At 68.6% G+C, this 21,175-nt stretch carries 23 protein-coding genes; 6 read left to right on the top strand and 17 right to left on the bottom strand.

The window, feature by feature from the left end; translation table 11 throughout:
* The 4 genes from DIE16_RS26505 to DIE16_RS37280 form a co-directional block, all read right to left on the bottom strand.
* Window positions 1-326: aminotransferase class III-fold pyridoxal phosphate-dependent enzyme (locus DIE16_RS26505; protein ID WP_124486630.1), on the bottom strand; the 326-nt coding region annotated here is incomplete at its 3' end.
* A 37-nt stretch (window positions 327-363) separates the two neighbouring features.
* Window positions 364-1,701, bottom strand: a complete 1,338-nt coding sequence (locus DIE16_RS26500; protein ID WP_044849097.1) for a glutamine synthetase family protein — start codon at window positions 1,699-1,701, stop codon at window positions 364-366.
* A gap of 29 nt (window positions 1,702-1,730) precedes the next feature.
* Entirely contained in the window at window positions 1,731-2,516 is a 786-nt protein-coding gene (locus DIE16_RS26495; protein WP_124486629.1) for a gamma-glutamyl-gamma-aminobutyrate hydrolase family protein, read from the bottom strand.
* Window positions 2,517-2,801: 285 nt separating this feature from the next.
* Complete coding sequence (locus DIE16_RS37280; RefSeq protein WP_006402789.1) at window positions 2,802-2,984, bottom strand: hypothetical protein; 183 nt, start codon at window positions 2,982-2,984, stop codon at window positions 2,802-2,804.
* A gap of 468 nt (window positions 2,985-3,452) precedes the next feature.
* Here DIE16_RS37280 and DIE16_RS26485 point away from each other — a divergent pair, with 468 nt between their 5' ends.
* Together DIE16_RS26485 and DIE16_RS26480 are read left to right on the top strand one after the other, a co-directional pair.
* The gene (locus DIE16_RS26485) at window positions 3,453-4,004 is read left to right on the top strand and encodes a cupin domain-containing protein (RefSeq protein WP_044849101.1); all 552 of its coding nucleotides are present in this window, start codon (window positions 3,453-3,455) and stop codon (window positions 4,002-4,004) included.
* Between the two features lie 89 nt (window positions 4,005-4,093).
* Window positions 4,094-5,584 (top strand): aldehyde dehydrogenase, encoded by a 1,491-nt coding sequence (locus DIE16_RS26480; protein ID WP_044849095.1) that lies wholly within the window; start codon window positions 4,094-4,096, stop codon window positions 5,582-5,584.
* A 60-nt stretch (window positions 5,585-5,644) separates the two neighbouring features.
* Here the strand turns inward: DIE16_RS26480 and DIE16_RS26475 are convergent, their stop codons facing one another.
* Window positions 5,645-5,845 (bottom strand): heavy-metal-associated domain-containing protein, encoded by a 201-nt coding sequence (locus DIE16_RS26475; RefSeq protein WP_044849094.1) that lies wholly within the window; start codon window positions 5,843-5,845, stop codon window positions 5,645-5,647.
* Between the two features lie 333 nt (window positions 5,846-6,178).
* Between DIE16_RS26475 and DIE16_RS26465 the strand changes: the two genes are divergently transcribed.
* Together DIE16_RS26465 and DIE16_RS26460 are read left to right on the top strand one after the other, a co-directional pair.
* Window positions 6,179-6,511 (top strand): cupredoxin domain-containing protein, encoded by a 333-nt coding sequence (locus tag DIE16_RS26465; RefSeq protein WP_124893711.1) that lies wholly within the window; start codon window positions 6,179-6,181, stop codon window positions 6,509-6,511.
* A 12-nt stretch (window positions 6,512-6,523) separates the two neighbouring features.
* Window positions 6,524-7,360, top strand: a complete 837-nt coding sequence (locus DIE16_RS26460) for an FTR1 family protein (protein WP_044849093.1) — start codon at window positions 6,524-6,526, stop codon at window positions 7,358-7,360.
* A gap of 73 nt (window positions 7,361-7,433) precedes the next feature.
* Here the strand turns inward: DIE16_RS26460 and DIE16_RS26455 are convergent, their stop codons facing one another.
* The 7 genes from DIE16_RS26455 to DIE16_RS26425 form a co-directional block, all read right to left on the bottom strand.
* Window positions 7,434-7,652 carry a hypothetical protein gene (locus tag DIE16_RS26455; protein WP_040142345.1) on the bottom strand — a complete coding sequence of 73 codons (219 nt, stop codon included), beginning with the start codon at window positions 7,650-7,652 and terminating at the stop codon, window positions 7,434-7,436.
* Window positions 7,652-8,107, bottom strand: coding sequence for a hypothetical protein (locus tag DIE16_RS26450; protein WP_124520614.1), 456 nt, complete (start codon window positions 8,105-8,107; stop codon window positions 7,652-7,654). Before DIE16_RS26450 ends, DIE16_RS26455 begins: the two co-directional genes overlap by 1 nt.
* Before the next feature lie 50 nt (window positions 8,108-8,157).
* Window positions 8,158-9,975, bottom strand: a complete 1,818-nt coding sequence (glmS, locus tag DIE16_RS26445) for a glutamine--fructose-6-phosphate transaminase (isomerizing) (protein WP_124520615.1) — start codon at window positions 9,973-9,975, stop codon at window positions 8,158-8,160.
* 54 nt (window positions 9,976-10,029) lie between these two features.
* Window positions 10,030-11,391 carry a bifunctional UDP-N-acetylglucosamine diphosphorylase/glucosamine-1-phosphate N-acetyltransferase GlmU gene (glmU, locus tag DIE16_RS26440; protein ID WP_124486624.1) on the bottom strand — a complete coding sequence of 454 codons (1,362 nt, stop codon included), beginning with the start codon at window positions 11,389-11,391 and terminating at the stop codon, window positions 10,030-10,032.
* Window positions 11,392-11,526: 135 nt separating this feature from the next.
* Window positions 11,527-12,522, bottom strand: a complete 996-nt coding sequence (gene ttcA / locus DIE16_RS26435) for a tRNA 2-thiocytidine(32) synthetase TtcA (RefSeq protein WP_124486623.1) — start codon at window positions 12,520-12,522, stop codon at window positions 11,527-11,529.
* On the bottom strand, window positions 12,519-12,923 hold the full coding sequence (locus DIE16_RS26430) for a dihydroneopterin aldolase (protein ID WP_044849086.1): 405 nt from the start codon (window positions 12,921-12,923) through the stop codon (window positions 12,519-12,521). Before DIE16_RS26430 ends, ttcA begins: the two co-directional genes overlap by 4 nt.
* Before the next feature lie 78 nt (window positions 12,924-13,001).
* Complete coding sequence (locus tag DIE16_RS26425; protein WP_124893710.1) at window positions 13,002-13,754, bottom strand: SDR family oxidoreductase; 753 nt, start codon at window positions 13,752-13,754, stop codon at window positions 13,002-13,004.
* Between the two features lie 13 nt (window positions 13,755-13,767).
* On the opposite strand from DIE16_RS26425, the gene DIE16_RS26420 reads away from it, so the two are divergent.
* The gene (locus DIE16_RS26420) at window positions 13,768-14,958 is read left to right on the top strand and encodes a class I SAM-dependent methyltransferase (RefSeq protein WP_124520617.1); all 1,191 of its coding nucleotides are present in this window, start codon (window positions 13,768-13,770) and stop codon (window positions 14,956-14,958) included.
* Window positions 14,959-14,972: 14 nt separating this feature from the next.
* Window positions 14,973-15,167 (top strand): DUF2905 domain-containing protein, encoded by a 195-nt coding sequence (locus DIE16_RS26415; RefSeq protein WP_124486620.1) that lies wholly within the window; start codon window positions 14,973-14,975, stop codon window positions 15,165-15,167.
* A gap of 103 nt (window positions 15,168-15,270) precedes the next feature.
* Here DIE16_RS26415 and DIE16_RS26410 read toward each other — a convergent pair whose 3' ends face one another.
* The 5 genes from DIE16_RS26410 to DIE16_RS26390 all read right to left on the bottom strand — a co-directional run bounded on the left by DIE16_RS26410 (window position 15,271) and on the right by DIE16_RS26390 (window position 20,982).
* Complete coding sequence (locus DIE16_RS26410) at window positions 15,271-15,492, bottom strand: hypothetical protein (RefSeq protein ID WP_044849082.1); 222 nt, start codon at window positions 15,490-15,492, stop codon at window positions 15,271-15,273.
* A 98-nt stretch (window positions 15,493-15,590) separates the two neighbouring features.
* The gene (locus DIE16_RS26405) at window positions 15,591-16,499 is read right to left on the bottom strand and encodes a carbohydrate kinase (protein ID WP_124486619.1); all 909 of its coding nucleotides are present in this window, start codon (window positions 16,497-16,499) and stop codon (window positions 15,591-15,593) included.
* On the bottom strand, window positions 16,496-17,776 hold the full coding sequence (locus tag DIE16_RS26400; protein ID WP_124571765.1) for an AGE family epimerase/isomerase: 1,281 nt from the start codon (window positions 17,774-17,776) through the stop codon (window positions 16,496-16,498). The genes DIE16_RS26405 and DIE16_RS26400 overlap by 4 nt, the downstream gene beginning before the upstream one ends.
* Window positions 17,773-18,792 (bottom strand): LacI family DNA-binding transcriptional regulator, encoded by a 1,020-nt coding sequence (locus tag DIE16_RS26395; protein WP_044846144.1) that lies wholly within the window; start codon window positions 18,790-18,792, stop codon window positions 17,773-17,775. The genes DIE16_RS26400 and DIE16_RS26395 overlap by 4 nt, the downstream gene beginning before the upstream one ends.
* Before the next feature lie 351 nt (window positions 18,793-19,143).
* Window positions 19,144-20,982, bottom strand: a complete 1,839-nt coding sequence (locus DIE16_RS26390; protein ID WP_124571766.1) for a phosphodiesterase — start codon at window positions 20,980-20,982, stop codon at window positions 19,144-19,146.
* Window positions 20,983-21,175 lie beyond the last annotated feature (193 nt).

The raw sequence follows: 21,175 nt of genomic DNA, 5'->3' as shown, positions 1-21,175 counted from the left end.
AAGAACGTGTTGTAGAACGGCAGTTCCTGCAGTTGGCGATATGCGGCATCGGCAAGTTCCTTGCGGCCGTAGCCGACGTTCACGCACCAGAGGCCGGCCATCCCGTCGATGACCTTGTTGCCGTCCGAGTCCCACAGATAGACGCCGTCGGCCTTCACGATCACGCGGCTGCCCGCGCGATTGAGCGCACCCATGTCCGAGAACGGATGGATGTGGTGCGCGGCGTCGAGCGCGCGGTATTCGGCGGTCGAGCGTGCCTGCGTCGTGCGCGGTGCGGTGGCCGGCGCGGCCGGCTGGATCCAGGCAGATTCGTTGCGGTACGTCATGTTTCCTCCGTGATTCCGTATTCGGTCGTGTGCACGCTCAGACGTGCAGCAGCAGATGGCGGCGTTCCCACGAACTGATCACGCGGAAGAACGCTTCGTATTCGGTTTCCTTCAGCGCGAAATACGCCTTCAGGAACTTGTGGCCGAGAATCTCGCCGAGCGGCTCGCACGCGGCCATCAGCGTGAGCCCTTCCTCGAGGTTGCGCGGCAGCTGGTACGGCAGCTCGTAGCCGTCGCTGACGAGCGGTTCGGTCGGCTCGAGACGCTGCGTCATGCCGAGATAGCCGGCCGCGAGCGTCGCCGCGAGCGCGAGGTACGGGTTGCAGTCGACGCCCGGAATCCGGTTCTCGATGCGGCGCGCGGCCGGGCCCGAGTGCGGGATGCGGAAGCCGACCGTGCGGTTGTCGTAGCCCCACTGCACGTTGATCGGCGCGGCCATGAAGCGCGACAGCCGGCGATACGAGTTGATGTACGGCGCGAAGATCGGCATCAAGGCGGGCGTGTACTTCTGCAGCCCCGCGAGGTAGTTGTAGAACAGCGAGGTCGCGCCGCCCGTTTCCGGCGACGTGAACAGGTTGCGGCCCGTTTCCTCGTCGACGATGCTCTGGTGCACGTGCATCGCCGAGCCCGGCTCGTTTTCCATCGGCTTGGCCATGAAGGTCGAGTACATGTTGTGGCGCAACGCGGCCTCGCGCACCGTGCGCTTGAACAGGAACACCTGGTCGGCCAGCGACAGCGCGTCGCCGTGCATGAAGTTGATCTCCATCTGCGCGGCGCCGACTTCGTGGATCAGCGTGTCGATGTCGAGGTTCTGCGCTTCGCAGTACTCGTAGATGTCCTCGAACAGCGGGTCGAACTCGTTGACCGCCTCGATCGAATACGACTGGCGGCCCGTTTCGGGGCGGCCCGTGCGGCCGACCGGCGGACGCAGCGGCAGGTCCGGGTCCTTGTTCATGTCGACCAGGTAGAACTCGAGCTCCGGCGCGACGACCGGCTTCCAGCCCTTCGCCTTGTAGAGGTCGAGCACGCGGCGCAGCACGTAGCGCGGCGAGATCTCGACCGGCGAGCCGTCGAAGTGCACGCAATCGTGGATCACCTGCGCGGTCGGATCGACGGCCCACGGGATCAGGCGAATGGTCGACGTGTCGGGCACGCACACCATGTCGGGATCGGTCACGCCGGTCAGCGAGCCGTCTTCCGGATAGTCGCCAGTGACGGTCTGCACCATCACGGCCTGCGGCAGCCGCATCGATTCGCCGGACGTGAACTTGTTGCGCGGCGTGATCTTGCCGCGCGCGATGCCGGCCATGTCGGGAATGATCGCTTCGATCTCGGTGATCCGGTGCTGCTTCAGAAAGTCTTCGATGTCTTGCATGTCTGTTCTCGTTATGTGGGTCGGCGCGCTCAGGCGAGCGCGGCGGCGGCCGTGGCACGTGTGCGGGCGTCGCGGCGCGCGCGGCAGGCGTCGCCGAAGGCGCGGAAGATCGCGCTCGACAGCGGGTCATGCGCATGCCGCCATTCCGGGTGCCACTGCACGGCGAGGGCGAAGGCCGGGGCATCGACGACGCTGACGGCCTCGATCAGGCCGTCCGGCGCGACGGCTTCGACGGCGAGGCCGGAACCGAGCTGCGCGATGCCCTGCTTGTGCAGCGAGTTCACGTGCACGTCGTCGCGGCCGCCGGCGAGCGTGTGCAGCACGCCGCCGGGCGTCAGGCGCACGACGTGCGCGGGGCCGTATTGCGTGTCCATCGGCGCGTCGTCGTCCTCGCGGTGATCGGCGAGGCCCGGCACGTCGTGCACGCGCTGATGCAGGGTGCCGCCGCAAACGACGTTCAGCTCCTGGAAGCCGCGGCACACGGCCAGCACGGGCACGCCCGCGACGATCGCCGCGCGCAGCAGCGGCAGCGTCGTCGCGTCGCGTGCGGGATCGTGCTTCGTGCCGGGCGCGCTCGGCTCGCCGCCATACAGGTGCGGCTCGACGTTCGAATAGCTGCCGGTAAACAACAGGCCGTCGACCGTTGAGAGCACGTCGTCGACCGACTGGCGATCGCCGAGCGCGGGCAGCACCATCGCGAGCGCGTGTGCGCCGTCGACGATCGCCGCGACGTACTTGTCGCCGACCGTGTGCGACGCATGTGCGCCGATCTGCGTGAAGTCGGCGGTGATGCCGACGAGGGGTTTCCTTTCCATGACGTCAATCAGTTGTCCGTAGGACCGTTGCGTGCATCACGCGGGAAAACCGCAAAATGCAGGCGCGACACGGCCCCGCAGCCTCGCGAAGCGCGCAAGGCCGCTGGTGAATGGGCGCAACGGGTTCGCATGGCGATCCGCGCTGCGCGCGACGGTCAGGCCATCGTTCGTTTCGTCGTGCCGTGCGACGCGGCAATGGATGCGCGAACGCGTTCCGTCACCGCGCAGACGACGGGGCTGACGAACAGGCAGTTGAAACGAACGACGAGAAAAGGAGGAGAGGCGCTATGGCAGCAGCGACGCGACTTCGTCGGTATCGACGGCCACGAACGCGCGTGCGGAAACGGCGTTGTGACGGCGAACGGAACGACGGGACAGGATGGTGTAGATCGACAGATGCAGCAGGCGAGGACTATGCCAGCCGCAACTGCCATCGGAAGCGGGAGCAGCGCTGCGCAAACTTCGCACATCGCCTCGATCCCACCTCACCAGAGGGCCACGGACTCTCACGATTACACTCGACTGGTTTGTTGAAAGTATTGAACACCTGATCGTTTCGGCGCGCGAGGCGTTTAAAATAATCAAGGTGCCCGGCCTGCGTCATTTACATTGATGGGCATCAATTTTTACGTTGCAATAACGTTTTCCGGTGCCGATGAATGGCCAATGACGCTGACCTGAGAGCCAGCATATACGAGCCAAAAACGGCGTCAAATGTTTTTTGACGGTCTCGTGTCAGGGCTTTCCCGAGGCACTGCGAACAAAATATTCGTAAATGGAATGACGCGCGAGGTGTTCATTATTTCGAACGCCTTTCAGGGTTTTCCCCGCTGATGTGTGGCATAAAGTGATTAGAATATTCAACGGCTGCTCAACGCTGTCCAACGCGTCGTTTCACTTTTTCACCGCACTTCTATCGTGTCCGAAACCGAATCGATGTCCACCGAAGTCGCCGAGCGCCTACGTTTCGTGCGCAACAAGCATGGCCTGTCGCAGCGCGAACTCGCGAAGCGGGCCGGCGTGACCAACGGCACGATCTCGCTGATCGAACAGGGGCGCGTGAGCCCGTCGGTCGGCTCGCTGAAGAAACTGCTCGAATGCATCCCGATGAGTCTCGCGGAGTTCTTCACGTTCGAGCTGGTCGAATCGCGCTCGGTCGTGTCGCGACGTGACGAGATGCCGAACCTCGGCAACGACGCGCTCGCGTTTCACCTCGTCGGCGCGGGCGTGAAGGACCGCAACATGTGCATCATGCGCGAGGTGTACCAGCCGCTCGCCGATACGGGGCCCGAGATGCTCGTGCACGCGGGGCACGAGGGTGGCGTGGTCGTGTCGGGCCGGCTCGAGCTCACCGTCGACGGCGCGACCTGGCTGCTCGACCCCGGAGACGGCTACTACTTCGAAAGCCGTTTGCCGCACCGTTTTCGCAATCCCAGCGCGGAACAGCTCTGCGAGGTCGTGTCGGCCAATTCGCCGGCCACCTTCTGACCGCGCATCACCGCATTCGCCACCGCCGGCAGCGTTGCCGTTGCACGGCGTGCCGCAGCGCGAATGCCACAACCGTTGAGGCATCCTGAATGAACAAGTTGACTTTGGCTGACTGGCAGGACAAGGCGGCGTCGCTCGAGATCGAGGGGCGCGCATTCATCGACGGCGCGTCGCGCGACGCGCACGGCGGCAAGACGTTCGACTGCGTGAGCCCGATCGACGGCCGCGTGCTCGCGAAGGTGGCCGATTGCGGCGAGGCCGACGTGAACGCCGCCGTCGCGGCCGCCCGCCGCGCGTTCGACGCCGGCGTGTGGGCCGGACTGAACCCGCGCGCGCGCAAGGCCGTGCTGCTGCGCTGGGCCGCACTGATGCGCGAGCATCTCGACGAACTGTCGCTGCTCGAGACGCTCGACGCCGGCAAGCCGATCGGCGACACGACGACGGTCGACGTGCCGGGCGCCGCGTATTGCGTCGAGTGGTTCGCCGAGGCGATCGACAAGGTCGGCGGCGAAGTCGCGCCGGCCGACCATCATCTCGTCGGCCTCGTCACGCGCGAGCCGGTCGGCGTGGTCGCGGCCGTCGTGCCGTGGAACTTCCCGATCCTGATGGCCGCATGGAAGTTCGGCCCGGCGCTCGCGGCCGGCAACAGCGTCGTGCTGAAACCGTCGGAGAAATCGCCGCTGACCGCGATCCGCGTCGCGCAGCTCGCGTACGAGGCCGGCATCCCGGCCGGCGTGTTCAACGTCGTGCCGGGCGCGGGCGAACCGGGCAAGCTGCTCGCGCTTCATCGCGACGTCGACTGCATCGCGTTCACCGGCTCCACGGCAGTCGGCAAGCTGATCATGCAGTACGCCGCGCAGTCGAACCTGAAGCGCGCATGGCTCGAACTCGGCGGCAAGTCGCCGAACATCGTGCTGCCCGATTGCCCGGATCTCGACCGCGCCGCGCAGGCCGCGGCCGGCGCGATCTTCTACAACATGGGCGAGATGTGCACGGCCGGCTCGCGCCTGCTCGTGCATCGCGACATCAAGGACGCGTTCATCGAGAAGCTGGTCGCGGCCGCGCGTGCGTACGTGCCGGGCAACCCGCTCGATCCGTCGGTATCGATGGGCGCGATCGTCGACGGCATCCAGCTCGAGCGCGTGCTCGGCTACATCGACGCCGGGCGCAAGGAGGGCACGCTCGTCACGGGCGGTGCGCGCGTGAAGGCGGAGACGGGCGGCTTCTACGTCGAGCCGACGGTGTTCGAGGTGAAGCCCGATGCGAAGATCGCGCGCGAGGAGATCTTCGGTCCCGTGCTGTCGGTGATCGTGTTCGACGATGTCGACGAGGCGGTGCGGATCGCGAACGATACCGAGTACGGGCTCGCGGCGGCGGTGTGGACGTCGGACCTGACGACCGCGCACGACGTGTCGCGCCGGCTGCGGGCGGGCACGGTGTGGGTGAACTGCTACGACGAAGGCGGCGACATGAACTTCCCGTTCGGCGGCTACAAGCAGTCGGGCAACGGCCGCGACAAGTCGCTGCATGCGCTCGAGAAGTACACCGAACTGAAGTCGACGCTGATCCGGCTTCGCTGACGCGGCCGGTGTGCGGGCGCGGTGCCGACGGGCGCCGCGCCCGTGCTGCGCATGCGCGCGTCAGGCCGTGCGCAGCGCCGGGTGGAAGCCCGCGGCTTCGATGATCGACTGCACGCGTTCGGCGCCTTGCGCCGATTCGACCTTGACCGTCTTCGCGGCCACGTCGATGTCGAGCTTCGCAGCGGGGTCGGCTGCCGTCACGGCACGCGTGATGGCGTTGGCGCAGCCGCCGCAGGTCATGTCCTGGACTTCGAATTCCATCGTGTTCTCCTGGGTTGGGTGGCGATTCACAAACGTCGCCAGCATGAAGCTTGCCATGGTGGGAAGGTCAAGCGATTCGTCGCGTTCGGCATCGCGCTAGCTGTTTGTAAAGCAGAAGTCAGACGAATCGTAATGCGCCGATGTACGTCAGTCGGAATTTTTCCCGATTGACGGTCGCGCATTGTCGGCGAAATCTGGCGGAGCCTTGCACGACAAGGTGCGTGTCGCGTCGACGACGCCCGATGCCCATGCCATCAGTAAGGGTACTTCGAGAGGGAAATGCGAATCGATCTTACTATCGGTTCCCCCTCGATATTTCATTTCGTTACCCATATGAATCGCTTCGCTTTCGGTTTCGCACTGGCCCTGCTGGGCGCATCGGCATCGTCCGCCTTCGCTGCCGACGACGTCGTCAACCTGACCCTGAAGGACCACAAGTTCTCGCCCGACGGCGTCACGATTCCGGCCGGCAAGAAGGTGAAGTTCGTCGTGAAGAATCTCGACGCGACGCCCGCGGAATTCGAAAGCGACGATTTCAAGGCAGAGAAGGTCGTGCCGGCCGGCAAGTCGGTCGAGATCCTCGTCGGGCCGCTGAAGGCCGGCACCTACGAGTTCCACGACGAGTATCACGAAGCGCAGTCGAAGACGCACCTGACCGTCAAGTAAGCGGATATCGCCATGCTGTCTACTGCCCTGATCGTCTTTCGTGAAGTGCTCGAGGCCGCGCTGGTGGTCTCGATCGTGATGGCCGCCACGAAGGGCGTGCCGCGGCGCGGCTGGTGGGTCGGCGGCGGGCTCGTCGGCGGCGTGATCGGCGCCGGCCTGATCGCCGCGTTCGCCGACGTGATCTCGCAGTGGGCATCCGGCATGGGGCAGGAAGTCTTCAACGCGGGCGTGATGTTCGTCGCGACGCTGATGCTCGCGTGGCATTGCATCTGGATGAGCCGCCACGGCCGCGAGATGGCGCTGCACATGGGCGAGGTCGGGCGGGCCGTCGCGGCCGGCAGCCGGCCGCTCACGGGGCTCGCGATCGTGGTCGGCGTCGCGGTATTGCGCGAAGGCTCCGAGGCCGTGCTGTTCCTGTACGGCATTGCAGCGGGCGATCCGGGACAGACGCCGCAGATGATCGTCGGCGGGCTGCTCGGCGTGCTGGGTGGCGCCGGGCTCGGCTATGCGATGTATGCGGGCCTGCTGCAGATTCCGCTCAAGCGCCTGTTTTCCGTCACCAATGCGCTGATCGTGCTGCTCGCGGCAGGGATGGCGAGCCAGTGCGTCGGCTTCCTGCTTGCCGCGGGCCTCGTGCCGTCGTGGGGCGACGCGGTCTGGGATACCTCGTGGCTGCTCAAGGAAACGAGCATCGTCGGCAAGGCGCTGCATACGTTGATCGGCTATACCGCGCGTCCGGCGGGGATCCAGATCGCCGCGTACCTGGTCACGCTGGTTGCGATCGTCGTGCTGGCGCGGCTCGTCGGCCGGCCGCGGACGGTCGTGCCGCCGCCGCGGCCCGTCGCCTGAGCGGGCGGGGCCGAATGCAAAAAGGGGCGTCGTGGACGCCCCTTGTTACTTGCGTTGACGGTTCGCGCTCCGTTCAGCGATGGCTGTCGATCCAAGCGCGGGCCCATTCGAGCCCCGCTTCGCGCGCTTCGTCCTCGGTATCGAACACGCCGAGCACGCCCGACGCTTCGACGAGCCGGTTGTTCTGCGTGATCGTGCCGCTCGCCGCGAAGCGCTCGGGCTGCAGGATTTCGTCTTGCTGCAGGATCGAATGGCCCCAGATCTGGTAGCCGTGATAGGTCTGCGCTTCCATTATCGCGTCACCTCCGCGGAACGGCGGCTCGCGCCGACGCGCAGCACGTTGCCGTCCGGCGTGTATTGCCGTGGGATATCGGAGAATTTGAGTGCGTGCGGCGTGTCGGGCACGGTCGGCTGCATCACGGTGAGCCGGCCCGGCGCGGGCTGCGCGACGGGGCGCGGTGCGGCCGGCGCATCGACCGTCGCGGCGGTCGGTCGATGCGGCGCGGCTTTCACGGCTTGTGCGACGCGGCGCTTGTGCGGCTTGACGGCGACCTTCGGCTGCACGCTCGCGTGCTTTTCCGCGGTCTTGTTGCCGGCGTGCGCGTCGGCGGCCGCGCGCGGGGGCGGCGTACGTGCCGCCGGCACGCGCGCCTCGGGCGGGTTCCAGACTTCGACGTAGTGCTCGGTCGCCCAGCCCGTCGACGCGAAGCTCAGCGCCAGCAATCCGCATCCAAACAGTCTTACCATGGTCTCTCCGTCAGTCTCGCCGGCGCGCCGGACTGCGCTGCGCCGATTGCTTACTCCACCGTCACCGACTTCGCGAGGTTGCGCGGCTTGTCGACGTCGGTGCCGCGCGCGCACGCGGTGTGATATGCGAGCAGCTGCAGCGGCACGACGTGCAGGATCGGCGACAGCTGGCCGTAGTGTTCCGGCATCCGGATCACGTGCAGGCCGTCGTCGTTGACGATCTGCGTGTCGGCATCCGCGAACACGTACAGCTCGCCGCCGCGCGCGCGCACTTCCTGCATGTTCGACTTCAGCTTCTCGAGCAGCGTGTCGTTCGGCGCGACCGTGACGACCGGCATCGCTTCCGTGACGAGCGCGAGCGGGCCGTGCTTCAGTTCGCCGGCCGGATAGGCCTCGGCGTGGATGTACGAGATTTCCTTCAGCTTCAGCGCGCCTTCGAGCGCGATCGGGTAGTGCAGCCCGCGGCCGAGGAACAGCGCGTTTTCCTTGCGCGCGAATTCCTCCGACCACGCGATGATCTGCGGCTCGAGCGCGAGCACGCTGTTCAGCGCGGCCGGCAGGTGGCGCAGCTCCTTCAGGAATTGCGCTTCCTGCGCGGCGTCGACGTGCCCGCGCAGCTTGCCGAGCGTCGCGGCCAGCACGAACAGCGCGACGAGCTGGGTCGTGAACGCCTTGGTCGACGCGACGCCGATCTCGGTGCCCGCGTGCGTGAGGAACTGCATCTCGGTGAGGCGCACCATCGCGCTCGTCGCGACGTTGCAGACCGCGAGCGTATGCGTGTGGCCGAGAGACTGCGCGTGCTTGAGCGCGGCGAGCGTGTCGGCCGTCTCGCCCGACTGCGAGATCACCAGCACGAGCTGGCGCGGGTTCGGCACCGATTCGCGATAGCGGTATTCGCTCGCGATCTCGACCTGGGTCGGAATCTTCGCGATCGATTCGAGCCAGTACTTCGCGGTGAGGCCCGAGTAGTAGCTCGTGCCGCACGCGAGGATCAGCAGGCTGTCGATGTCCGCGAACGCGGCGGGCGCCGCGTCGCCGAACAGCGTTGCGTCGAACGCTTCGGTTTGCGGCACCGTGTCGCTGATCGCGCGCGGCTGCTCGAAGATTTCCTTCTGCATGAAGTGGCGATACGGGCCCAGCTCGACCGCGCCGCCGTATGCGCTGACCACGCGGATCTCGCGCTGCGCGAGCGCGCCGTGGCGGTCGACGATCTTCACGCCGTCGAGCGACAGCTCGCACATGTCGCCTTCCTCGAGGAACGTGAAATGGTCGGTGCTGCCGGCCAGCGCCAGTGCGTCGGAGGCGAGGAAGTTCTCGCCGTCGCCGTGGCCGACGACGAGCGGCGAACCCTGGCGCGCGCCGACGACGATGTGCGGCTGGTCCTTGTGGGTCACCGCGATCGCATACGCGCCGTGCAGCTGCTGCACGGCTTCGCGCACGGCCTCGAACAGGTCGCCGCGATACAGGCTGTGCACGAGGTGCGCGATCACTTCGGTGTCGGTCTGCGACACGAATTCGTAGCCCTTCGCGCGCAGCGCGTCGCGCAGCGTCTCGAAGTTCTCGATGATGCCGTTGTGCACCAGCGCGAGCGCGTTCGACGAGAAGATCGGGTGCGCGTTGTGCGTGACGGGCGCACCGTGCGTCGCCCAGCGCGTGTGCGCGACGCCGGTCGTGCCTGCGAGGTGCGATTCCTGCACCTGCGCGTCGAGATCGGCGACGCGCGCGACGCTGCGCGCGCGCTTCGGTGCGTCCGGCTCGAGCACGGCGACGCCGCACGAGTCGTAGCCACGGTATTCGAGGCGCCGCAATCCTTCGATCAGCACCGGAACGATATTACGCTGCGCAACTGCGCCGACAATGCCGCACATGAATGGTCAATCCTGTAAGTCGACGCGGGCGCCGTTCGGGCGCCCGCAAAAGGTTCAGCTCTTCTTCTTGACCGGTCGGACGTAGCCGCTTTTCGCGGTCTGCGTCTTCTCGTTCAAGGCGAGGACGCCCTCGGCGACGTCCTTCCAGATCGTCGTGCCGGCCGCGATCGTCACGCCGCGGCCGACGCGCACCGGCGCGACGAGCTGCGTGTCCGAGCCGACGAACACGTCGTCCTCGATCACGGTGCGGAACTTGTTCGCGCCGTCGTAGTTGCAGGTGATCGTGCCGGCGCCGATGTTCACGCGCGCGCCGATGTCGGCGTCGCCGATGTAGGTCAGGTGGTTCGCCTTCGAACCGTGGCCGATCACCGCGTTCTTCACCTCGACGAAGTTGCCGACGTGCGCTTCGTCCGCGAGCTGCGCGCCCGGGCGCAGCCGCGCGTACGGGCCGATCACGGTGTGCGCGCCGAGTTCGGCGCCGTCGATGTGCGTGAACGCGTCGATGCGCGTGCCCGCGCCGATCGACGCGTTGCGGATCACGCAGTTCGCGCCGATCGTCACGTTGTCGGCGAGCGTCACGTTGCCTTCGAACACGCAGTTCACGTCGATCGACACGTCGCGGCCGCACCGGAGCGTGCCGCGCACGTCGAGGCGCGCCGGATCGGCGAGCGTGACGCCGTCGACGAGCAGCGCATCGGCGACGTTGCGCTGATGGATGCGCTCGAGTTCCGCGAGCTGCGCCTTGCTGTTCACGCCGAGCGTTTCCCAGTCCTCGTCGGGCTGCGCCGTGACGATCTCGAAGCCGGCCTCGATCGCGAGTTCGACGACGTCGGTCAGGTAGTACTCGCCCTGCGCGTTCTCGTTCTTCAGCGCGCCGAGCCACATCGACAGCTGGGCCGTCGGCGTGACGATGATGCCGGTGTTGATCTCGGCGATCTTCAGTTGCTCGGGCGACGCATCCTTCTGCTCGACGATGCGCGTGACGAAGCCGGACGCGTCGCGCACGATGCGGCCGTAGCCGGTCGGATCGTCGAGCGTGACCGTCAGAATCCCGTAGCGGCCCTCGCGCGCGGCGTCGACCAGACGCCGCAGCGTCGACGCGCGGGTGAGCGGCACGTCGCCGTACAGCACCAGCGTCGGTTGCGCGGGATCGAGCAGCGGCAGCGCCTCGCGCACCGCGTGGCCGGTGCCGAGCTGCTCGGCCTGTACCGCGAACTGGACGTCGGGCGCGGCGACGGCGGCCTGGACCTGCTCGGCGCCATGACCGACGACGACGACGAGCCGCGACGGCTGCAGCGTGCGCGCGGTGGCGATGACGTGGGAGAGGAGCGGCCTGCCGGCCAGGGGATGGAGCACTTTCGGCAGCGCGGAACGCATGCGCTTGCCGGTGCCTGCCGCCAAAATCACGATATTCATGGCGCCAGCTTGTCAGAGGAGTTCGTAGCCGTCCATTTTAGCATGCGGCCCCTGGCATTCCTGGCCTGTCGCGACCGGGCGACAGTGCCGGAACAGGGCACGCCGGGCCCCGTTCCGGCGATGTTCGGACCCTGCTTACAGGTCGTCGAACTGGACGATCGAGATCGGTTTCGCGGCACCCGGCACGGCGGTGTCTTCGCCGGACGCGCACGGCTCCTCGTCGAACGCGATGTCGCCCTGCGGATCGGCTTCTCCGGTCGCGCGCAGCGACGCGAACGGGAACTGGGTCGTATCCATCAGGTGCGACGGCACGACGTTCGCGAGCGCGCTGAACATGTTGTCGACGCGGCCCGGGAAGCGCTTGTCCCATTCGCGGATCAGCGCCTTCATTTCCGCGCGCTTCAGGTTCGGCTGGCTGCCGCACAGGTTGCACGGGATGATCGGGAATTCGCGCAGCTCCGCGTATTTCTCGAGATCGGTTTCCTTCACGTACGCGAGCGGGCGGATCACGACGTTCCGGCCGTCGTCCGACTGCAGCTTCGGCGGCATCCCCTTCAGCTTGCCGCCGTAGAACATGTTGAGCAGCAAGGTTTGCAGGATGTCGTCACGGTGGTGGCCGAGCGCGATCTTGGTCGCGCCGAGCTCGCCCGCCACGCGGTACAGGATCCCGCGGCGCAGCCGTGAGCACAGCGAGCAGGTCGTCTTGCCTTCGGGCACGAGCCGCTTGACGATGCTGTAGGTGTCCTGGTTCTCGATGTGGAACGGCACGCCGACCTGCGTCAGGTACTCGGGCAGCACGTGCTCGGGGAAGCCCGGCTGCTTCTGGTCGAGGTTGACCGCGACGATGTCGAAGTCGATCGGCGCGCGTTCGCGCAGGCGCAGCAGCACATCGAGCATCGCGTAGCTGTCCTTGCCGCCCGACAGGCACACCATCACCTTGTCGCCCTGCTCGATCATGTTGTAGTCGCCGATCGCCTGGCCGACCTGGCGCACGATCCGCTTGAACAGCTTGTTGTTCTCGTACGCTTCCTTCTGCTCGCGGCGCGTCAGCGCGCGGCGGCCGGTGTCGGCGACGGTGGCTTCGATGGCGGCGCCATCGGCCGCCGTGTCATTCATGTGGGGGGCGTTCATGCGCGCTCCTCGTCCTTGATGCGAAAGACTTCGACGCCGACGGCGTCGCAGTCCGGATAGGCGTCCGGTTTCTCGGTACAGACGCGTACCGCGCGCACGGTGTCGTGCGCCAGCAGGTTCGCGGCGATCGCGTCGCACAGCGTTTCCTGCAGGTGGATGTGGCCGCGCGCCAGGCACTGCGCGACGCTCTGCTTCATCAGGTCGTAGTCGACGACTTCATGCAGCCGGTCGTCGACGGGGGTGGACAGCGCGAGCGGCACGAACAGGTCGATGTTGATGACGACGCGCTGCTCGCCGCGCTTCTCGTGTTCGAAGGCCCCGATGTTGATGTGCACCTCGTAGTCGCGCAGGTAGAGCCTGCGGCAGTCCGCGAGGCGGGGGTGCAGGAGAGCGGAAAACATGGTCGTCCCAGTCAAATTGGCGTGCATGCACGCAAAGCGGCGCGGGCGGCGGCGGTCGGGCCGCGCGCTCCGCGCAGTTCAGTCATTCGGGCCGGCGGCGGGCGGCACCAGGTGCTCGCCGCCGTCGACGGTCAGCGTCGCGCCCGTGACGCCGGGCGCGCTCGCGAGATAGCAGGCCGCCGCCGCGATGTCGTTCGCGTGCGGCGCGTGGCCGCGCACGAGCGCCGCGACGCGCACCTTCGGCGCCAGCGCCAGCGCGAGCGCCGAGGTCGCGCGGTTCAGCGCGGCCTGCATCAGCGCGTGCGACAGCTGCGCCGGCGCCGGGTGAAACAGGGCCTGGTCCAGCACGTGGATCGCGCAGGCGCGCAGCGATTCGTCGTCGCGCGCCGCATCGGGCGTCGCGTCGGCGAGCGCGCGGGCCAGGGCGAGCGGCGCCGTCACGTTGCGCGCGAGCGCGCCGGCGAGCGACGCGCCGTCCACGGTATGCGCGTCGTCGGTGCCGGCGCAAGCGCTCACGAACACCGCACAGGCGGGCCGGCCGAGTGCCACGCCGCACGCGGCAACGAGCGCGGCCGCATCGGCTTCCAGGGCCAGATCGGCATCGAGCACGGCCGCGCGGCGGCCCAGTGCGGCGACTTCGGCGACCAGCGCGTCGCCAGCCGCGCGCGGCGCGCCGGGGCTGCGCTGCAGCGCGACGTCCCAGCCGCGCTGCGCGAATCCGGTCGCGAGCGCACGGCCGAGCGACGCGGCGTCGGCCGCGCTGCCCAGCGCGCCCGCGACGAGCGCGATGCGCGCGATGCGCGGGGGCGACGTATCGGCTGAAACGGTCATTTACAATGCCGGGATGAACCCGAAAGCTCACGAACCCGCTAGTTTACCTGCTCCCGGCCCTGACGCGCTCGCGCAGTCCGAAACCCTCGCCGCGCAACTGCGCGACGAGATCGCGGCGGCCGGCGGCTGGCTGCCGTTCGATCGCTTCATGGAGCGCGCGCTGTACGCGCCCGGCCTCGGCTATTACAGCGGCGGCGCGCGCAAGTTCGGGCGCCGCGCCGACGACGGCAGCGACTTCGTGACGGCCCCCGAGCTGTCGCCGCTGTTCGCGCAGACGCTCGCGAATCCCGTCGCCGACGCGCTCGCGGCGAGCGGAACGCGCCGCGTGATGGAATTCGGCGCGGGCACCGGCAAGCTCGCGGCCGGGCTGCTCGCGGCGCTCGATGCGCTCGGCGTCGAGCTCGACGAATACCTGATCGTCGACCTGTCCGGCGAACTGCGCGAACGGCAGCGCGACACGATCGCGGCGGCTGCGCCGGCGCTTGCGGGGAAAGTACGCTGGCTCGACGCGCTGCCCGAGCGCTTCGACGGCGTCGTGGTCGGCAACGAGGTGCTCGACGCGATGCCGGTGCGCCTCTTTGCGAAGGCGGGCGGCGCGTGGCGCGAGCGCGGCGTCGCGCTCGACGCGCGGCACGCGTTCGTGTTCGACGACCGGCCCGTGGGCGCGGCCGGCCTGCCGCCGGTGCTCGCGACGCTCGACGTCGACGACGGCTACGTGACCGAAACACATGAAGCCGCGCTGGCGTTCACGCGCACCGTGTGCACGATGCTCGGGCGCGGCGCGGTGCTGCTGGTCGACTACGGCTTCCCCGCGCACGAGTACTACCACCCGCAGCGCGACCGCGGCACGCTGATGTGCCACTACCGCCACCACGCGCACGACGACGCATTCCTTTACCCGGGCCTGCAGGACATCACCGCGCACGTCGAATTCACCGGCATCTACGACGCGGGCGTCGCGACCGGCGCGGACCTGCTCGGCTACACGTCGCAGGCGCGTTTCCTGTTGAACGCGGGCATCACCGACGCGCTCGCCGCGATCGATCCGTCCGACATCCACCAGTTCCTGCCGGCCGCGAACGCGGTGCAGAAGCTGATCTCGGAAGCCGAGATGGGCGAGCTGTTCAAGGTGATCGCGTTCTCGCGCGGCATCGACGGCACGCTCGACGCGTTCGCGCGCGGCGACCGCTCGCACGCGCTCTGACGGCGGAGACCGGGATGCTGCGCTGGTTCATGGCGTCGTTCGTTGCGGTGATGATCCTGACGCGCTGCTGGCCGTGGCTCGGCAAGTTCGGCATCGGGCGGATGCCGGGCGACGTCACGCTGACGCTCGGCGGGCGGCGTTATCCGTTCCCGTTCATGTCGACGCTGGTGCTGACGATGCTGGTGTCGCTGGTGGCGCGGCTGCTCTGAGCCGTGCCGAAGACGGCGCGTCGCGGTCCGGCCGCGGCGCGCACGTGACGGGTTCGGCGCGGGGGAGTTCGTGCATGACGGCTCGTGCATTGAAGCTCGCGCATCACAGCTCGATTTCGCCGAGGATCCGGTGCGCGAGCGCCTTCGCCTCGTCGAACGCCTCTTCCTCGCTCGGACTCGTCGTGTGGACGTCGTAGCGCACGTTCTCCGTCTCGTCGCCGTCGTCCCGGGCGAGGATCACGTAGCCCTGGAACTGTCCGTTGGCGGCGTGCTGCGTATGCGCCTTGGCCGTGTAGATGCCCTTCGTGAACGTGTTCGTGTCCATCGTGCCTCTCCCGCAATAGGACACTTCATCGTAGCACTGCGGCGCAGCATGTACAGCGCCGCATATCGGCGACCGATCAGCGCGCCGTCATCATCCCGTCACCCTTCGAGCAGCGCGACGACCTCGTCGAGCGTCGGCGCGTGCGCGCCCGTGTGCCGGCATGCGGCGGCGCCCGCCGCGAGCGCGAACGCGAGATGCTCGCGCCACGACCGCTGCGGCGCGGCCATCAGGCTGAACAGCATGCCGCCGATCGACGCGTCGCCGGCGCCGACGGTGTCGACCACCTCGACGCGCGGCGGGCTGGCCTCGAGCACGTCGCCGTCCGCGTACAGCGTCGCCGCCTGCGCGCCGCGTGTGACGAGCACGGCCGCGCGCGGATTCAGCGCGCGCACCGCCGCGACCGCGTCGGGGCCGTCGCCGCCGAACAGGTGGCGCAGGTCCTCGTCGGAGACCTTGATCAGGTCGGCGAGCGCGGCCATCGTCTCCAGCGTCGGCCGGTACGCGGCCGTCATCAGGTTCCGGTAGTTCGGATCGAAGCTGATCTTCACGCCGCGCGCGTGCAGGTCGGCCGCGAGCGCGACGAGCGTGCCCGCGAGCGGCTCGCGCACCAGGCTGATGCAGCCGAAGTGCGCCCATTTCACGTGAGCGGCCCAGCCGGCCGGCAGCCGCGCCGGGTCGAACGCGAGGTCCGCGCTCGCTTCGCCGATGAAGAAGTACGCGGGCGGCCGCGTCTCGTGGACGATCGCGAGCAGCGGCGCACGCGGGACCCGCTGCAGGAAGCGCAGGTCGAGCCCGGCGGCCTCGCTGGTGCGCCACAGCACGTCGGAGAAGCAGTCCTCGCCGATCGCGCCCGCGAGCGCGCTCGACAGGCCGAGCCGCGCGACCGCGCGCGCGACGTTCCAGCCGGCGCCGCCCGGCACCGAGGTCCACTGCGCGTCGCCTGCGCGCACCATGTCGGTCAGGATGTCGCCCGCCGACACGAAGGCCGGAAAGGTGCCGCCGCTCATTGCGTCGGCTCGCTGCGCGCCGCCCGCGCGAGGGTCGCGAGCACGTCGTAGCACGCGCCCATCGTGTGATAGTCGGTCTTGCCGGCCGGGCTTTTCTCGTCGCTGTACTTGCGGTTGTCGCAGGTGAGGATCCGATACCACGCGCCGTAGCGGTGATCGACGAAATGCGCCCAGCTGTAGCGCCAGATCTCGTCGTACCAATCCCAGAAACGCTCGCTGCCGGTGCGCGCGCCGAGCATCGCGGCCGCTGCGAAGGTCTCCGCCTGCACCCAGAAATACTTGTTGTGGTCGCAGATCGTGAAGTCGGGGCCGAAGCCGTAGCAGAGGCCGCCGTGATCGGCGTCCCATGCGTGCGTGAGCGCCGCGTCGAACAGCTCGGCCGCGCGCGGCACGAGCCAGTCGAGCGGGCGGTGCCGCTCCAGGATCAGGAGCAGCTTCGCCCATTCGGTCTGGTGCCCGGGCTGGAAGCCCCACGGACGGAAGATGTTCGAGCTGTCTTCCTTGTTGTAGTCCCAGTCGACCGACCAGTCCGCGTGGTAGTGCTCCCACACGAGGCCGCCCGACAGCGCGGCCTGGCGCTGCGTGATGTGGGTCGCGAGCTTTTCCGCGCGATCGAGGTAGGTGAGGTGGCCGGTCGCCTCGTATGCCGCGAGCAGCGCTTCCGTCATGTGCATGTTCGCGTTCTGGCCGCGGTACGACGACACGATCCAGTTCGGCGTCGCGTCGTCCGCGTAGAGGCCGGCGGCCGCATCCCAGAAGCGGTGTTCGGCGAGCTCGTAGGTCGACGCGATCAGCGCGCGCGCTTCGTCGATGCCGGCCATCGTCGCGTGCGCGGCGGCCAGCAGCACGAACGCGAGCCCGTAGCAATGGCGCGTGCCGTCGAGCGTCGCGTGCTTCGTGCCGTCGCGCCAGTCGAGCTCCCAGTCGTAGCCTTGCAGTGCCTCGTCCCAGTGCGCGTCGCGCAGGAAGCGCAGCCCGTGGCGCGCGTAGTCGAGATGGCGCGGATCGCCGAAATGCCGGTACGCCATCGCGTAGTTGAAGACGAACCGGCAACTGCTGACCAGGTGCCGCGACGTGCGGTTGTAGACGCTGCCGTCGTCGCGGAAATAGTGGTGGAAGCCGCCCGTCGGGTCGAACGCGTTCGTCGCGTAGAACCGCAGCGTGTCCTCGATGTGCGACAGCAGGAACGACGGATCGCGGAAGCTCGCGACGAACGGTGCCGCTTGCGTGTGGTTGGCCGGCGTGGCCGTGCGGGATTGGGCCGGGGGCATGTTCATGATTCGGTGACCGTGGCGGTATCGAGCGCCGGTGAGCCGGCGGGCTGGCTGCTGGCCCGTACGATCAGCTCGACGGGCAGGGAGATCTCGGTGCGCTCGGGGGCTTCCGCGAGCAGCAGTTCGACGCCGCGGCGGCCGAGCGCTTCCTTGTCGACGGCGAGCGTCGTGAGCGGCGGGTTCGCGTGCGCGGCGGCCGGGATGTCGTCGAAGCCGACGATCGCGATGTCTTCCGGAATCCGCACGCCGCGCGCGAGGCACACGCGCTGCGCGGCCAGCGCGGCGGCGTCGTTGTACGCGAACACGGCGTCCGGGCGCGGGCCCGGCGCGTCGAGCAGCTGCTGCATCGCCCGCGCGGCGCCGGTGTCGGGGTCGAGCCCGGCGTCGATCGTCACTTCGTACGCGGGATCGAACAGCCGCCCGGCCTCGAAGAACGCGCGCCGGTAGCCGATCGCGCGCTGCGCGATGCTGTAGTGCGCGGCCGAGCCGCCGATGAACGCGATCCGCGAGCGGCCGATCGCGAGCAGGTGACGCATCGCGAGCGCCGCGCCCGTCGCGTTGTCGATGTTCACCGAGCGCAGGCCGGGCGCCCACAGGTCGATCAGCACGAGCGGCCGGCCGGTCGCGGCGAGCGCCTCGATCGTCTCGGGCTCGATGAAGCCGGCCACCGCGATCGCGTCGGGCGCGTGCGGGCGCATCTGGCGCAGCACGTCGTCGTTCGGGCCGACCGTGAGCAGCGTCGGCACGATGCCGCGCTCGCGGCACGCGTCCTCCACGCCGTGCAGCACGTGCGAGAAGAACGGGCTGGCGGGAAAGCGGTTGTGCTGGCGGTGCAGCAGGAAGGTGAGCCGGCGGATGCGCGGCCGCAACTGGGCCGGGTCGTAGCCGAGCCGCTGCGCGATCTCGACGATGCGCGCCCGCGTGGCTTCGGACAGGCCCGGCTGGTTTTTCAGCGCGCGGGAGACGGTGCCGATCGAGACCTCTGCCGCCCGCGCTACGTCGCGAATGGTGGTGCCCATCGTTCGGGATCCGGTTTGTTTAGGGTGACGGCGATTGTATAGTAAACGCGGCGCCTAATTCGGGCCGGATAACCGGGGAATACCCGGAAATAGCGGGTTTTTGCGAGCTAATCTGCGAAAACGCCGTTACTAAAAATACTAAACAAAACGCGGAAAAGGCAAGGTGATCACGCGGAATGTGGCGGTGCCGGCAGGTGGAGCGTCGGGCACGTTCCGCTGCCCGGCGTGAACGGGGCGGGCGGGGCGATCGGCCGGCGGTTGCCGGGGCGCGGCCCGGCCGGGCTGGCGCGGCACCGGCAACGTCGCTCGGGCGGGCCGGCGACCTGCCTGCGACCGGCAACGGGCCGCCACTCAGCCGGCAGCCGCGAGTGGCGGCTCGCCGCGATCGCGCAGCGCCGCGCGGCCCGCGTCCAGATCGACGACCGCGAGCCCGCCCGGCTGCTGTTTCGCGCGCCGCTTCGCGAGCGCCGCGACCGATGCGATCTCGTCGCTGCCGTAGCGTATCGCGCCGTTCGCGCCGGCCGGCACGCCGACCACACCGATCGCCATCGTCACGAAGCCGAAGAACGCGGGGTTGCCGTAGCGGTCCTCGCCGCGCAGCCCGCCCGCCAGCCGGTCGGCCTGCGTATAGAAGCGCTGCGCGCCGTCGTTGAAGCGCGCGATCGCGTCGGCCGCGCGCGCGTGCCAGTCGTCGCGCTGGAACAGCACGAGGAAATCGTCGCCGCCGACGTGTCCGAGAAAGTCGCGTTGCGGATCGCACACGCCGGCCAGCACCGTCGCCGCGAACTTCAGCACTTCGTCGCCTTGCCAGTAGCCGTACTGGTCGTTGAACGGCTTGAACTGGTTCAGGTCGACGTAGCACGCGTGGAAGCCGGCGTCGCGCGCCAGCAGGCGCTCGATATGCGCGCTGATCGGGATGTTGCCGGGCAGGAACGTCAGCGGATTCGCGTAGCGCGCGGCCTCGATGCGCATTTCGGTCACCGCGCGTACGAGGCTTTCGCCGGTGCCGAGCCCGACGTAGCGGCCGTGTTCGGTGATCACGAAGCCGTCCGCGAGGTAGCGCTGGTCGTGGCTCGCGAGCAGCATCGCGAGCTGCTCGACCGTCGTCGCGTTGTCGATCATCAGCGGCGCGTCGTTCGCGAACTGCAGGCACGGCTTCTTCCCGAACACCTCGCGGTGGTACGGCAGCGCGAAGCGGTCGATGAAGCCGCGCCGGTTCACGAGCGCGACCGGCCGGCCGCGTTCGACGAGTGCGACCGCGTGCAGCGCGGGCATCCGGTTGAACAGGTCGAGCACGTCGTTGCTGGTCGCGTCGCGCGGCAGCGCCGGCGCGGCGACGAGCATCTTCGCCGCGATCGTGCCGGCCGGTCGCACGGCGCGGGTCGCACCGGGAAACACCGCGATGTGCGGGGCGCGGATCGCGTCGCGCGCGGCCGGCGCGACGACCGGCGAGGGTTGCGCGTCCGGTCGCCCGAGCAGGAAGCCCTGCACGCAGCCGATGCCCATGTCGCGCACGACGAGCAGGTCGCACTCGTTCTCGATCCCTTCCGCGATCAGTTGCGCGCCGCTTGCCTGCGCGAAGTGCTGCATCGCCCTGACCGCCTCGAACTTGAGCGGATCGCGCGCGATGTCGTGGATGAAGAAGCGGTCGATCTTCACGACATCCGGGTGCAGGCGCAGCCACAGGTTCATGCTCGCGTTCGCGGTGCCGTAGTCGTCGAGCGCGAACTGGATGCCGGCGTCGCGCAGCGAGGCGACCGCCGGCCCGATGCGCGCGACGTCCGGCAGCGCGGTCTGCTCGGTCAGCTCGATCACGATGCGCTCGGCGCCGATCCGCGCCCGGACAAGCAGTTGCCGCGCGCGCTCGCGTTCGCGCGCGAGTTGCAGGATCGTGCCCGCGCTGAAGTTGAGGAACAGCTTGCCGTCGCAGCCGAGCGCCGCGAATGCGTCGAGGCAGGTGCGCGCCGCCGCCTGTTCGAGCGCGACGGTCGTGCCGTCGCGGGCGGCCTGCGCGAACAGTGCGGCCGGCGGCTCGAGGTCGGTGCCGCGCGGGCCGCGGATCAGGCCTTCGTAACCGACGACCGTGCCCGATCCGAGATCGACGATCGGCTGGAACACGGCCGCGAGCGCGCGTTCCGCGATCAGGCGGGTGGTCGGGGCGGCGGACGAGTCGGGATGGGGCGCGGGCATGGAGGGGGGCGGCCGAGACGACGGGACGCCCGACTTTAACGGCAGTACGCTCGGAGAATTGAATGAAGATTTGGTGACGCGATGCGCGTCGATGGTGCATGCGTCGCGGCGGGCTGCGCGGCGGGGAGGCGGGAAGCGGGAAGCGGGAGGCGAGAGGCGAGAGGCGAGAGGCGAGAGGCGAGAGGCGAGAGGC

Origin of the sequence: Burkholderia sp. Bp9090 (assembly GCF_003857985.1) — a bacterium.
Classification (GTDB): domain Bacteria; phylum Pseudomonadota; class Gammaproteobacteria; order Burkholderiales; family Burkholderiaceae; genus Burkholderia.
Note: the sequence above shows the minus strand (reverse complement) of the source record. Positions and strands in the feature narration are given on the sequence as shown.